The sequence below is a fragment of the Mesorhizobium sp. 01N446 genome (genome assembly GCF_056399285.1).
In genome coordinates this window covers 297,065-309,217 of the sequence record NZ_JBFTRA010000002.1, presented here as the reverse complement: position 1 = coordinate 309,217, position 12,153 = coordinate 297,065, and the positions used below count along the sequence as shown (strand labels likewise).

The 12,153-nt window shown below is 64.4% G+C and carries 10 protein-coding genes; 3 read left to right on the top strand and 7 right to left on the bottom strand.

The genetic code is table 11. The annotated features are described in order from the left end of the window. Positions 1 to 148 precede the first annotated feature (148 nt). From AC1DPX_RS09780 to AC1DPX_RS09760, 5 genes are read right to left on the bottom strand one after another with little or no spacing between them, the layout of a single operon-like run. The gene (locus tag AC1DPX_RS09780; RefSeq protein ID WP_477236196.1) at positions 149 to 2,596 is read right to left on the bottom strand and encodes a GcvT family protein; all 2,448 of its coding nucleotides are present in this window, start codon (positions 2,594 to 2,596) and stop codon (positions 149 to 151) included. Then, the gene (locus AC1DPX_RS09775; RefSeq protein WP_202353931.1) at positions 2,593 to 3,774 is read right to left on the bottom strand and encodes a pyridoxal phosphate-dependent aminotransferase; all 1,182 of its coding nucleotides are present in this window, start codon (positions 3,772 to 3,774) and stop codon (positions 2,593 to 2,595) included. Before AC1DPX_RS09775 ends, AC1DPX_RS09780 begins: the two co-directional genes overlap by 4 nt. Next, the gene (locus AC1DPX_RS09770) at positions 3,774 to 4,673 is read right to left on the bottom strand and encodes a homocysteine S-methyltransferase family protein (protein WP_202353932.1); all 900 of its coding nucleotides are present in this window, start codon (positions 4,671 to 4,673) and stop codon (positions 3,774 to 3,776) included. The genes AC1DPX_RS09775 and AC1DPX_RS09770 overlap by 1 nt, the downstream gene beginning before the upstream one ends. Further along, complete coding sequence (locus AC1DPX_RS09765) at positions 4,670 to 7,123, bottom strand: GcvT family protein (RefSeq protein WP_477236194.1); 2,454 nt, start codon at positions 7,121 to 7,123, stop codon at positions 4,670 to 4,672. Before AC1DPX_RS09765 ends, AC1DPX_RS09770 begins: the two co-directional genes overlap by 4 nt. Before the next feature lie 20 nt (positions 7,124 to 7,143). Then, entirely contained in the window at positions 7,144 to 7,686 is a 543-nt protein-coding gene (locus tag AC1DPX_RS09760; protein ID WP_202353934.1) for a helix-turn-helix domain-containing protein, read from the bottom strand. Positions 7,687 to 7,911: 225 nt separating this feature from the next. Between AC1DPX_RS09760 and AC1DPX_RS09755 the strand changes: the two genes are divergently transcribed. Continuing rightward, complete coding sequence (locus AC1DPX_RS09755; protein ID WP_202353935.1) at positions 7,912 to 8,616, top strand: nitroreductase; 705 nt, start codon at positions 7,912 to 7,914, stop codon at positions 8,614 to 8,616. Between the two features lie 31 nt (positions 8,617 to 8,647). On the opposite strand, the gene AC1DPX_RS09750 is transcribed toward AC1DPX_RS09755, so the two are convergent. Both AC1DPX_RS09750 and AC1DPX_RS09745 read right to left on the bottom strand, forming a co-directional pair. Continuing rightward, entirely contained in the window at positions 8,648 to 10,090 is a 1,443-nt protein-coding gene (locus AC1DPX_RS09750; RefSeq protein ID WP_477236192.1) for an MFS transporter, read from the bottom strand. 155 nt (positions 10,091 to 10,245) lie between these two features. Next, positions 10,246 to 11,142: a LysR family transcriptional regulator gene (locus AC1DPX_RS09745; protein WP_477236191.1), complete on the bottom strand. Its 897-nt coding sequence runs from the start codon at positions 11,140 to 11,142 to the stop codon at positions 10,246 to 10,248. A gap of 164 nt (positions 11,143 to 11,306) precedes the next feature. Between AC1DPX_RS09745 and AC1DPX_RS09740 the strand changes: the two genes are divergently transcribed. Together AC1DPX_RS09740 and AC1DPX_RS09735 are read left to right on the top strand one after the other, a co-directional pair. Next, positions 11,307 to 11,741, top strand: coding sequence for a DMT family transporter (locus tag AC1DPX_RS09740; protein WP_477236189.1), 435 nt, complete (start codon positions 11,307 to 11,309; stop codon positions 11,739 to 11,741). Continuing rightward, positions 11,738 to 12,145 carry a VOC family protein gene (locus AC1DPX_RS09735; protein WP_477236187.1) on the top strand — a complete coding sequence of 136 codons (408 nt, stop codon included), beginning with the start codon at positions 11,738 to 11,740 and terminating at the stop codon, positions 12,143 to 12,145. Before AC1DPX_RS09740 ends, AC1DPX_RS09735 begins: the two co-directional genes overlap by 4 nt. Positions 12,146 to 12,153 lie beyond the last annotated feature (8 nt).

Sequence of the window (12,153 nt, the reverse complement as noted above, 5' to 3'; positions counted from 1 at the left end):
GAGGGGTGCGTGAAGGATCTCTGCTTTGCAGAAATAAGTGCTTCAGACCCTTCGATCCTTTCACACCGCGCTTCGTCACGCACCCCTCATCCGTCTCGGCGCTACGCGCCGATCCACCTTCTCCCACAAGGGGAGAAGGGAAGAGGCGTTACATCTTCGTCCGTTCAGCCTTCGGGTCATACATCGGCTTCAACGACGCTTCAGCCGCAAACCGCTCGCCGGCGATTTCGATCTCGAAGGACGAGGCCAGCACCTCCGCCTCGCTCTCGCCCTGGCATGGCACATAGCCCAGCCCAATGGCGCCGCCGAGATGGTGGCCGTAATTGCCTGAGGTGATCGGGCCGACGATCTTGCCGTCACGCAAGATCGCCTCGTTGTGGAAGAGCAGGGGCTGCGGGTCTTTCAGCCGGAACTGGACCAGCCGGCGGCTCAATCCGGCTTCCTTTTTCTTCAACACGGCATCGCGGCCGATGAAATCGCCCTTGGCCGTCTTCACCGCGAAGCCGAGGCCTGCTTCCAGCACATTGTCCTCGTCGGTGATGTCGTGGCCGAAATGCCGGAAGGCCTTTTCGATGCGGCAGGAATCGAGCGTGTGCAGGCCGCAGAGTTTCAGGCCGACATCCGCACCGGCCTCGTCGATCGCCTCGAAGACATGAGCCGCCTGGTCAGTCGAGACATAGAGCTCCCAGCCGAGTTCGCCGACATAGGTGACGCGGTGGGCGCGGGCCAGCCCCATGCCGATCTCGATCTCCTGGAACGTGCCGAACGGGTTGTTCTCGTTGGAGAAATCGTTGGGGCTGACTTTCTGGATGAGCTTTCGCGCATCCGGACCCATCAGGCAGAGCACGCTTTCGGCCGCCGTGACGTCGGTGATGACGACGAACTCCTCGCCGACATGCCGGCGCAACCACGCCAGATCGCGCTGCAGCGTGGCGCCCGGCACGACGAGGAAGTAGGCCGTGTCCGACAGCCGCGAGACGGTGAGGTCGCTCTCGATGCCGCCGCGCTGGTTGAGCATTTGCGTGTAGACGATCTTGCCCGGTGCCACGTCCATGTCGTTGGCGCACAGTCTTTGCAGGAAGGCGCAGGCATCGCGGCCCTCGACGCGGATCTTGCCGAACGAGGTCATGTCGAACAGGCCGACCTTGTTGCGGACGGCCAGATGCTCGTCGCGCTGGTTGTCGAACCAGTTCTGCCGCTTCCAGGAATAGCGATATTCGCGCTCCTGTCCCTCGCGGGCGAGCCAGTTGGCGCGCTCCCAGCCGGCGACCTCGCCGAACACGGCGCCGCGCGCCTTCAGGTGCTCATGCAGCGGCGAGCGGCGCACACCGCGCGATGTCGCCATCTGCCGATAGGGGAAGTGGTCGGCGTAGAGCAGGCCGAGCGTTTCGGAGACGCGCTCCTTGAGATAACGGCGGTTCTTCTGGAACGGCTGGGCGCGGCGGATGTCGACTTCCCACAGGTCGAACGGCGCTTCGCCGTCGTTGATCCATTGCGCCAGCGCCATGCCGGCGCCGCCGGAGGAGACGATGCCGATCGAATTGTAGCCGGTCGCCATCCAGTAGCCCCGCAGTTCCGGCGCCTCGCCGAGATAGTAGCGGTCGTCGGGGGTGAAGCTTTCGGGGCCGTTGAAGAAAGTGTGGATGCCGGCGGTGGCCAGCATCGGCATGCGGTTGACGCCCATTTCGAGGATCGGCTCGAAATGATCCATGTCCTCGGGCAACTGGTCGAAGCAGAAATCCTCGCGGATGCCGTCCATGCCCCAGGGCTTGGCCACCGGCTCGAAGGCGCCGAGCATCATCTTGCCGGCGTCTTCCTTGTAGTAGGCGCATTCGTCCGGCACACGCAGCACCGGCAGGCGGCTGAGGCCGGGGATCGGCTCGGTGACGAGATAGAAATGCTCGCATGCGTGCAGCGGTATGGTGACGCCGTTCTGGGCGCCGAGTTCGCGCGCCCACATGCCGGCGCAGTTGACGACGATGTCGGCCTCGATCATGCCTTTTTCGTCACCCTGCGCCCAGGACACGCCGGTGACGCGGCCGGCCCTGGTGTGGACCTTGGTAACCTTCACATTCTCGACGACGGTGGCGCCGCGCTGGCGCGCGCCCTTGGCCAGGGCCATGGCGATGTTGGCGGGGTCGCATTGGCCGTCGAGCGGCAGATGCACGGCGCCGACGACGTCGGACACGTTGAGATGCGGATACATCTCTTTGACTTCATTGGGCGAAATCTCGCGCACATCGACATCGAAGGCACGCGCCAGCGACGCCTGCCGGTAGATCTCGTGCTTGCGCTCCTCTGTCAGCGCGACGGTGATCGAGCCGACCTGGCGCATGCCGGTGCCGACCTCGGTCTCGGCCTCCAGCTTGACGTAGAGGTCGGCTGAATATTTCGCCAGCCGCGTCATGTTCTGCGAGCCGCGCAGCTGGCCGATCAGGCCGGCGGCATGCCATGTCGTGCCCGAGGTCAACTGCTTGCGCTCCAAGAGCACGATGTCGGTCCAGCCGAGCTTGGCCAGATGATAGGCAACCGAACAGCCGGAGACGCCGCCGCCGATGATGACAGCGCGGGCCTTGGTGGGGATGCTCTTGGTCATGCGGCCTCGCGGCGATAGGTGGAAGCAAAACGGCGCAGCCGAGCCGCTGCTTCCTGCAGCACCGGTTCCGGTTGGCAGAGGCTGATGCGGATATGGCCGGCGGCGGCGTCACCGAAGCTGGAGCCGGGCATCACGCCGACCTTCTCCTGGTCGAGGAGGGCCCAGGCGAACTTTTCGTCGTCGGGTTCGACATCGGAGATGTCGAGCATGACATACATGCCGCCTTCGGAACCGCGCACGGTGACGTCGTTCATGCCGCGCACGGCATCGAGGAAGACGGTGCGGCGCGCCGCGTAGCGCTCGGCGATCTCCTTGACGCCGTAGCGGTTCTCCAGCGCCTCGGTGCAGGCGATCGAGATGAAGGCCGGCAGGCCGTAGGTCGTCACCAGATTGAGGTTGGTGAGCAGCGTGATCATCTCTTGCGGGCCAGTCAGCCAGCCCATGCGCCAGCCGGTCATGCCGTGGCTCTTGGACATGGAATTGATGACCAGCGTGCGCTCGGCCATGCCGGGCAGCGAGCGCGGCGAGACATGCTCGCCGCCGCCCAGCGTCCAGTAGACCTCGTCCGACAGAAGCCAGAGATCGTGCTCGCGGCAGATTTGCGCCAGCTGTTCCAGCCGCTCGCGCGAATAGACCGCACCTGTCGGGTTGTTCGGCGTGTTGATGAGGATGGCGCGCGTGTTGGGCCTGAGTGCCGCGCGGATCATGTCGGCGCGGGGTTGAAACCCGTCCTCGGCCGGCGTCTCGACGACGGTGAAGCTGGCCCCGGCGGCGCTGAACGTGTTGGGATAGGTAGCATAGTACGGCGCCACCACGATGGCGTGGTCGCCCTGATCCAGCACGGCCTGCACGGCCGCGTAAAGTGCGGCCTGGCCGCCAGGTGTGGCGATGACCTGATCCGGTGTTGTCTCGACGCCGGTGCAGGCGCTCGAAGCGACCGCCATCGCCTGGCGCAGGCGCGGCAGGCCGGGCAGCGGCGTGTAGTGGTGGTTGCTGCCGCGAACCGCGGTGACGCAGGCCTCGATCGTCTCAGAGGGCGTGTCGAAATCATGGTCGCCGACGGACAGCATGATGATGTCCTCGCCGGCTTCCTTGCGGGCCCAGGCGGCGGAATGAACCTCCCAGCCATCCTTGCCGGAAGGCACGATGCCGGAAATACGCGATGATGGTCTGGGCATCATTGAACTCCCGAGATCTGGTAGCCGGCCTGTTCGAGCCGGCTGCGCAGCGCCGCGATATGGGCGGGACCAACTTCACAGCAACCGCCGACGATTTCTGCGCCGGCCTCGACCCAGCCGATGGCCTGATCAGCATAGGCGTCGGGGCCGAGGTCGTGGCGGGCGTGCAGCACGTCGACGGTACCGCCGTGCTTGAGCGCCTCTGTGGAGGTGAAGCCATTGGCATAGGCGCCGACCGGGCCGCCGAGTTCGATCAGCTCAGGCAAGGCGGCGGCGATCGCTTCCGGCCGGCAGCAGTTGAGCAGCCGCGCCGCTATCGGCAGGCCATCGAGCGCGCTTGCCGCGGCGGCTATTGTTTCGCCGCTGCGCAGCCGCGGCGCGCCGTGATCGGCGAGCGTCCAGGATACCCAGACCGGCTTGCCGCTTTCCGATGCCGCGGTGACGGCCGCGCGTGCTTCATCGGCCGAGGCCATGGTTTCGCACAGGAAGAGATCGACGCCATCCGCCTGCTCGGCGACGATGCGGCGATAGATGTCGAGCGTTTCCTGATAGGAGATGGTCAGCGCCGGCGCGTAGCTGCCGAAAAGCGGCGACAGGCAGCCGGCGATCGCTGCCTCGCCGGCTGCGTCGCAAGCTTGCCTGGCCAGTTCGATGCCGCGCTTCTGCAACGGCTTGAACAGCTCCTCGGCACCCTCGCGCGCCAGCCGTTCGGGCGTTGCCGAATAGGTGTTGAGGGTGATGACGCGGGCGCCGGCGCGAATGAATTCGGCATGCAGGTCGCGCACCAGATCGGGCTCGTCGATCAAGACCCTGGCCGACCACAGTGGCGTCGGCTCGGATTTGCTGCGGCGGACCAGTTCCTGGCCCATGCCGCCATCGGTAAGGATGACATTCTTCATGCCCGCAGCCTTTCGTTCCTCGGATCCCAGAGTGGCTCGTCTTTCTGCACCACCGCCTGGAATCGGTCGCCGAAGATTTCGACCTCGACGGAGGTGCCGGGCTCGGTCAAGTCCACGCGCAGCATGCCGAGCGCGATGGACTTGTCGATGCGATGGCCCCAGCCGCCCGACGTGGTCTCGCCGACGATCTGGCCGCCATGCCACAGCGTCGACATGTAGGGCGCGTCGCAATCGCCGGGGTTTTCGACGACCAGCGTGACGAAGCGCTTCTTCACGCCTTGCTGCTTTTCGTTCTGCAATGCGGCCTTGCCACGGAAGTCGGGCTTCTCCCATTTGACGAAACGCTCAAGCCCGCCCTGCAGGATGGAATAGTCGGTCGACAGATCGCCTTTCCAGGTGCGGTAGCCCTTCTCGAGCCGGAGCGAATCCAGCGCGTACATGCCGAACGGTTTCAGTCCGTGCTTCTGCCCGGCCGCCCAGATGGCGTCGAAGATGGCCGATGTGTCGTCGACCTTGGTGTGGATCTCCCAGCCGAGCTCGCCGGCGAAGGAGACGCGCACCAGCTTCGCCCAGCGCCCGGCGATGGTGGTTTCCTGATGCGTCAGCCATGGCAGGGTGAGGTCGGCGTCGCAGACATCGGCGAGGATTTTGCGCGAGTTGGGGCCGGCCAGGATCTGGGTGGAATAGTCCTCGGTGCGGTCGGTCAGGGTGAAGGCGGCGTCTTTCGGCATGCGCGACTTCAGCCATTCGAAATCATGCCATTGCGCGACCGCCGCGGTGATCAGCGTCATCTGGTCCTCGCCGTGGCGCACGACCGACATTTCGGTGACGATGCGGCCCTTGTCGTCAGCGAAATAGACGAGGCCGATGCGGCCGGGCTTCGGCACCAGGCCGGTGACCTGCAGGCTCAGCCATTCGGCGGCGCCGGGTCCTTCCAGGTTGAAGCGCGAGAAGCCGGGCAGGTCGAGGATGCCGGCGGCGTCGCGCACGGCCAGGCACTCTTCGCGCACGCGATGCTGCCAGGGCCCTTCACGGCGGAAGGTCAGCGTCGCTTCCTCGGAAATGTCGTCGCCCGGCTGCGCATACCAGGTGGCACGTTCCCAGCCATTATAGGCGTCGAAGCGGCCGCCGAGCGCCTTGGTGCGGTCGTGGATCGGCGACAGTTTGCGGTCGCGCCCTTCGGGCCAGGCGTGGCGCGGGAACTGGATGGCGTATTCATTGCCGTAGATTTCCATGCCCTTGGCGACGCAATAATCCGGCGCCGAGGCAAAGGAGGTAAAGCGGCGCGGATCGCAGGACCACATATCCCATTCGGTCTGGCCCTGCGTGACCCATTCGGCCAGCACCTTGCCGGCGCCGCCGCCCTGGGCAATGCCGAAGGTGAAGACGCAGGCCTCGAAGGCGTTGGGGACGCCGGGCATCGGGCCGATCAGCGGATTGCCGTCCGGCGCATAGGGGATGGGCCCGTTGATGACCTTGGACAGGCCGGCGGTGCCCAGGATCGGCACGCGGGCGACGGCATCGGCCAAATAATGTTCCAGCCGGTCGAGATCGTCGGGGAAGAGCTGGAAGGAAAAATCCTCCGGCATCGGATCGCCGGGGGTGGCCCAATGCGCGCGGCAATTGCGCTCATAGGGGCCGAGATTCATGCCGGTCTTTTCCTGGCGCAGATAGTAGGAGGTGTCGACATCGCGCAGCAGCGGCAGTTTCTTGCCCTGTTCCTTCGACCATGCGGCCAGTTCGGGGATTTCCTCGAACAGGATGTACTGGTGGCTCATCACCATCATCGGCACTTCGCGGCCGAACATCTTGCCGACTTCGGCGGCACGGTAGCCGGCGGCATTGACGACGATTTCGCAGCGGATCTCGCCTTGCGGCGTGGCGACCACCCACTCATCCTTCTCGCGGCGCACGCCGGTGACGGGGCAGAAGCGGATGATCTTGGCGCCCAAATCGCGCGCGCCCTTGGCCAGCGCCTGGGTCAACTGCGCCGGGTCGATGTCGCCATCGCTCGGATCGTAGAGCGCGCCCTCCAAATCATGCGTCTCGATGAAGGGATAGCGGCGCTTGATCTCGTCGACGCCGACCACTTCAATATTCATGCCCTGATAGCGGCCCATGCCCTTGGCGCGCTGGAATTCCTGCATGCGCTCCTTGGAATGGGCGAGCCGCAGCGAACCGGTGACGTGGTAATTCATGGGATAGTCGACCGCGTCGGCCAGGCCGCGATACAGCTCGGTCGAATAGCGCTGCATATTCATCAGCGACCAGGACGAGGAAAAGGTCGGCACATTGCCGGCGGCATGCCAGGTCGAGCCTGATGTCAGCTCGTTCTTTTCCAGGAGCACGCAGTCGGTCCAGCCCGCCTTGGCGAGATGATAGAGCGAGGAGGTGCCGACCACGCCACCCCCGATGATCACCACGCGCGCCGTGCTCGGCAACCCCGCCATCTTCTTCTCCCAAAATTGACTCAATAAACCGGTGGCGAAACCACCCAGATGACAACCGCCGGCTCGGTGCCTGGATTGCGCCAGCGATAGGGCTTGCCTTCGAAGCGGAAGGAATCGCCTTCGACGAGCCGGTGCCAGATACCCGCTATCTCGATCTCGAAAATACCGGAGGCAAGATAGCCTGCTTCCTCGGTCGGCCGCAGTTGCTCGGTCTTCATTTCCGCGCCCGGCGCGAAGATCGAGCGCACCATTTCGAAGCTACCACCGAGATCGGGCGACAGGAGTTCTTCCACCAGGCCGGATTCGCTGGTGCCAAGGGTGCGGCGCCTGCCGGCCCGCACCACCACGCCGCGCTCGCTCTCGACGGGCACGTCATGGCTGAAGAACAGGCTGATCGGCACGCCGAACAGTTCGGCGAACGCCCTGAGATCGCTGAGCGACGGCGTCGACAGGCCGCGTTCGACCTGACTGACCCAGCCGACCGAACGGCCGAGTTTCAGCGCGATTTCGGCGAGCGTCAGCCCGCGCGCCCTGCGCAGCGCCCGGATATCGCCAGCCAGCACGCGTTCGTCAGGTCCCTGTAATGTTCGTGCGGTAGGAGACGCCAAAACGCTCACTTCATGAAAATTTCAAACCGAATTTCATGAGAAATCAAGCTCATGAAAAAATCAAGTAGATTTTCACCAATGCTCAAGATTTGCTTGCAGGATTTTGACGGTTCATGCAAAGGCTCCGCCGCGAGCGGCGAGTGGGGACGTCCGATCGACGCAAAGGCTAAGGGACGGCCCATGTTGGAAAAGAAGGCTCGAATCGCGGATGAGGCCGAGATCGTCGACGAGGCGATCGTGTCGCGACGTTCGGTGCGCGCATTTCTGCCTGACATGATCGAAGACGACACTATCCGCGACATTCTGGCGGTTGCGGCTCGCGCGCCTTCCGGCACCAATATGCAGCCATGGCGGGTCTACGTCACCAAGGGCGAGACCAAGCAACAGATCTCGGATGCCATCCTGAATTCCGGTATCCGCGCCGAAAAGGCCGACTGGGACGAGTACCGCTACTATCCCACCCAGTTCTTCGAACCCTATCTGACGCGGCGACGCGCCAACGGCTTCGGCCTCTATGGCGCGCTCGGCATCGGCCGCCGCGAGGTCGACAAGATGCGTGCCCAGCATGACCGCAACTTCGTCTTCTTCGACGCGCCGGTCGGCATGATCTTCACCATCGACCGCCGGCTCAACCAGGGTTCGTGGATCGACTACGGCATGTTCCTGCAGAACATCATGGTCGCGGCGCGGGGCAGGGGCCTGCACACCTGCCCGCAGGCCGCCTTCGCGCCCTATCACCGGCAGATCCGGCCGGTGCTCAACATTCCCGACGAGGAGATCGTCGTCTGCGGCATGGCGCTCGGCTATGAGGACACCTCCAAGCCGGAAAACGCCTTCCGCACCGACCGCGTGCCGCTGGAAGAGTGGGTGACGTTCAGCGAGTAGAGCGGCTGCCCGGCCTGGCGGCGCTTGCCGGCTATTCCGTATTCATCTGCATGCCATGGCCGCTGACATGGGCGCCGTCCTGCGGCGTCAGCTTGAGATAGGCAAGCAGCGCGCAGAGCGTGATGACGCCCTCGATCGCGAACAGGACCCGGAAATCATTGGTCACGGCAGGGCCACCGCCGGCCAGGAACGACAGCATGGCCGCCGCCAGGCCGACGCTGACCGCCACCGCGAGCTGCCAGAGGATGTAATAAAGCGCGCTGAAGCGGGCGAGCTGGTCGGGGGCGATGTCGGAATAGGCGAGGTTGCCGGTCGAGGCCCATTGGACGGAGCGAAAGACGCCGAAAGCAAAGATGTAGCCAAGCACGATCCACACCGGCGTCGTCGCCTGCATCAAGGCGAAGCCGGCCACCATGGCGGCAACAACCGGCGTGTTGAAGACCAGCACGCGGCGGAAGCCGAACCGGTTGAGGACGCGCGGCATGAAGAAACGCATGATCACCGAGCCGAGCGCGGCAACGAAGGTCAGCGATCCCGCCTGCACCGCGCTCATGCCGAAGCCGAGCTGGAACATCAGCGGCAGCAGGAAGGCGACGGAGCTCAGGCCGATCGTGTCCAGCCCGCCGCCGGTGAGGAACGAGATGCGGAAGGTGCGGATGCGCAGGAGCTTCAAATCGAGCAGGGGATTTGGCACGCGCAGGCAGTAGAGCGAGGCAATCGACAGGATGACGACCGCCAGCGCCAGTTCGCCGGCGATCATGCCGCCGGCAGCATCCTTGGCGGCCAGCGAATCCATGCCGAAGACCAGCAGGATCATGCCGCTGCCGACTAGCAGGAAACCTGGAAAATCGAACCGCGTACGCACGGGCTTGGTCACCGTCGGGAACAGCGAGGCGGCAAGGACCGCCGCCGCCAGCGCGAACGGGACGTTTATGAAGAAGATCCAGCGCCAGGAAATGTAGGTGGTCAGCGCGCCGCCGACGAGCGGCCCGACCAGCGGCCCGGTCTGGCTGGCCACCGAGATATACATGTTGATCTTCAGCGTCCTGTTGCGCGGGAAACTCGACAGGATGACGACCTGGCCGAGCGTGCCCATCAGCGCGCCGCCAAACCCCTGCAGCGCGCGGGCGCCGACCAGCGTCCAGATGTCGTTGGACAGGCCGCAGAGCGCCGATGAGGTGGCGAACACCAGCAAGGCGAAGCAGTAGACGTTGCGCAGGCCGAAGCGGTCGGCCGCCCAGCCGCCGAGCGGCATCGAGATGATCAGGCTGGCAACATAGACGGTGATCAGCAGGCCGAGCTGGCTCGGCGGGCGGGCGAGGCTTTCGCCAATGCCGGGCAGCGCCGTCACCACGACATTCTGGTCGAGGCTGGTCATGAACACGCCGCAGGCGACCGTCAGCGGCAGCAGGAGCAAGGCTCTGGCCGACACATCGGCGCGATCCGTGGCGCCGGCGGATAGTTCTGCGGTCATGGGGATGTTCGAACCAAACGAATGTGCCGAGTCTGAGACGGGATTTCTTATCCCTTGGGCCGATCTGGCGGCCATGTCTTTCCACCATGGCCGCCCGCGGAGCGATTCTCTAGCGGCAGAACCGGCCGGCATTGAGGCCAGAAGGTTTTCCGAGCTCAACCGTCAAGCAGATGCTGAAGCAGCGACCGCAGCCATTGGTGCGCCGGGTCGCCATCCCGTCGCTTGTGCCAGATCTGCGTGAACTGGAAGGCCGGAATTTCGAAAGGTGGGGCGAACACGCAAAGCCGGTTGTCGGGCGCCGGCAGTATCCGACGGGCGACGGTAAGCACCAGGTCGGTGCCGGTGATCAGGCGCGGCGCCACGCCCCAATGCGGGATGATGAGACAGAGCCGCCGCTTGTGGCCCATTTCGGCCAAGGCCTTGTCGACCTCGCTCTGACGTTCGGGGCGCAGATCGACCAGCGCGTGGGGCCGTTCGAGATAACTCGCCAGATCTATCGTCTTTCTGCCGCCAAGACTTGCCGCATCGGCGAGACAGGCAAAGCGCTCGTCGAACAAGCGATGCGAGCGCACGGACCGATCGAGGCTGGGAAAGACGCCAAAGGCAAGATCGATCTCGCCGTCGATGATTTGCGAAACCATCACCTCGCGGCTCGCCTGGCTGACCACAAGGTCGACCTGCGGTGCCTGCGCCCGCATGACCGGCAGCAGTGCCGGCAGGATGACCGCCGCGCCATAGTCCGACATGGCGAGCCGGAACGTCCGGCGCTCCGTCGCCGGGTCGAACCCGGCCGGTGCCAGAAGGTGCCGCATGCGGTCGAGCGCCTCGGTGAGCGCAGGGGTGATTTCCAAGGCGCGCGCCGTCGGGTCGAAGCCACCTTGTCGCCTGACCAGCAGCGGATCATCGAGAAGGTGACGTAGCCTGGCGAGCGCATGACTCACGGCGGGCTGACTCTTGTTTAGCCGGATTGCCGCCCGCGAGACGTGGCGTTCGGCCAGCAAGGCCTCCAGCACGACGAGCAGGTTCAGATCGACACCGGCGAGGTTATTCATTTCATGCATATTACTCGTATGACAATCGAATTTCCATACGTGAAACTGATGGTCTATTTCGGCATGATCGATATGGAGACAATCTCATGCCGAGCACCTTTTCCTTTCTGATCGCCGCCCTGCTTGCAGGGGCCGCCGTTCCCTTCCAGGCGGGGGCGAACGCCATGCTTGGCCGCCTGCTCGGTCATCCGCTCTGGGCAACCTTCGTTTCGCTGGGGGTCAGCGTCGTGCTGATCGTGCCGGTCATGATGGTCTTCAGGCTGCCGGTTCCAGCCGTCGGGGTGGCACTGAAAGGTCCGTGGTGGATCTGGATCGGCGGCGCGGCAGGCGTGGTCTACATCACCGCCGCACTGCTTCTGGCACCGAAGCTCGGCGCCGCGAGCTTCATCGTTGCCGTCAGCGCCGGCCAAATGATGGCGTCACTGGTCATCGATCACTTTGCCTTGATGGGCTTTGCCCATCGACCGGTCACAGTAGCTCGTTTCGCCGGACTTGCGCTGATTATCGGCGGGCTGATCGTCACGCAATGGGCAAGCACGATTGCACCACAGGCAACCCAACTCGACTTCAATCCTGTCCATAAAGGAGACAGCAAATGAAAACTCAGCTCGTGCTGCGCGTTGCGCGGCCAACGAACGATCTCGCGGCAGTCACCCGCTTCTACCGGGATGGCCTTGGCCTGCAGGAACTGTTCCGCTTTAGCGATCATGACGGCTTCGACGGCGTCATGTTCGGGCGGCCCGGCGACACCTATCATTTCGAATTCACCCACGCCCATGGTCACGATGCGGGCAGGGCGCCCACAGCGGACAATCTGGTCGTCTTCTACATGCCGGATCGTGACGCTTGGGAAGCAGCCATCCAGCGCATGAAGGAACACGGCTACGCCACCGTGCCGTCCTTCAATCCCTATTGGGACAGGCAGGGCGTCACCTTCGAGGATTGCGACGGCTATCGCGTCGTCCTGCAGAACGCCGACTGGCACGCCGTCGCGCAGTCTTAGCAGGCACC